The sequence below is a fragment of the Streptomyces colwelliae genome, from assembly GCF_048158785.1.
Taxonomy (GTDB): Bacteria; Actinomycetota; Actinomycetes; order Streptomycetales; family Streptomycetaceae; genus Streptomyces.
In genome coordinates, this window is sequence record NZ_JBLTJC010000795.1 from 1 (window position 1) to 1,389 (window position 1,389).

Below are 1,389 nucleotides of genomic sequence, written 5' to 3' on the forward strand. Positions count from 1 at the left end.
GGGCTTGGTGGTGGGCGTCGGGGCCGGGGACGTAGGCCATGGCGGGCGCGGCGCCGCCGCCCGCGAAGTTGACGCCGCGCTCCAGCCGGTCGAGGCGGGCCATGACGGACTGCTCGTCGCCGTAGGCGGCGGGGAGCATCACGCGGGCGCAGATCAGCTCGAGTTGGAGGCGGGGGGAGGTGGCGCCGCGCATCTCGGTCAGGCCGGTGTTGACGAGGTCGGCGGCGCGGCTGAGTTCGGCGGCGCCGAAGGTGCCGGCCTGGGCCTGCATGCGTTCCAGTACGTCGGTGGGGGCGTCGATGAGTCCCTTGTCGAGGGCGTCGGGGACGGCCGCGAGGATCACCAGGTCGCGGAGGCGCTCCAGCAGGTCGGCGACGAAGCGGCGCGGGTCGTTGCCGCCGTCGATGATGCGGTCGACGACCTCGAAGGCGGCGGCGCCGTCACCGGTGGCGAAGGCCTCGACGACGGAGTCGAGGAGCGAGGCGTCGGTGTAGCCGAGCAGCGAGGTCGCCATGGCGTACGTCACACCGTCGGTGCTGGCGCCGGCGAGCAACTGGTCCATGACGGACATGGAGTCACGCACGGAACCCGCGCCGGCGCGCACGACGAGGGGCAGGACGCCGTCCTCGACCGGGATGTTCTCCTGCCCGCAGACCTGGCCCAGGTACTCGCGCAGGGTGCTGGGCGGCACGAGCCGGAAGGGATAGTGGTGCGTCCGCGACCGGATCGTCCCGATGACCTTCTCGGGCTCGGTGGTCGCGAAGATGAACTTGAGGTGCTCCGGCGGCTCCTCGACGACCTTGAGCAGCGCGTTGAAGCCGGCCGACGTGACCATGTGGGCCTCGTCGATGATGTAGATCTTGTAGCGGCTGCTCGCGGGGCCGAAGAACGCCTTCTCGCGCAGCTCACGGGCGTCGTCCACACCACCGTGCGACGCAGCGTCGATCTCGATGACGTCGATGGAACCCGGGCCGTTGCGAGCAAGATCCTGGCAGGACTGGCACTCCCCGCAGGGGGTCGGCGTGGGTCCCTTCTCGCAGTTGAGACAGCGGGCCAGGATGCGCGCGCTCGTGGTCTTGCCGCAGCCTCGCGGCCCGCTGAACAGGTACGCGTGATTGACCCGGTTGTTCCGCAGCGCCTGCTGCAACGGGTCGGTGACATGTTCCTGCCCGATGACCTCGGCGAACGACTCCGGGCGATAACGGCGGTACAGCGCGAGAGACGACACGCGTACGAGGTTATAGGCGTGCACTGACAACCGGGGCCGCGTGCGGGTGGCAAGCGGTTCGCCGCCCAGTTCTTCCTGGACGACGTCCTCCGGCACGGCACCGAGGGCTGCAACTACCTCCTCGCCGTCGACACCGAGATGAACACGGTCGACGGCTACAC

At 69.8% G+C, this 1,389-nt stretch carries 1 protein-coding gene; it reads right to left on the bottom strand.

What is annotated here, in order from left to right; genetic code table 11:
* Positions 1-1,228 (bottom strand): DNA polymerase III subunit gamma and tau (locus ACNFOC_RS54415; RefSeq protein WP_416966318.1); only part of this gene is annotated, 1,228 nt, incomplete at its 3' end.
* Positions 1,229-1,389: the final 161 nt, after the last annotated feature.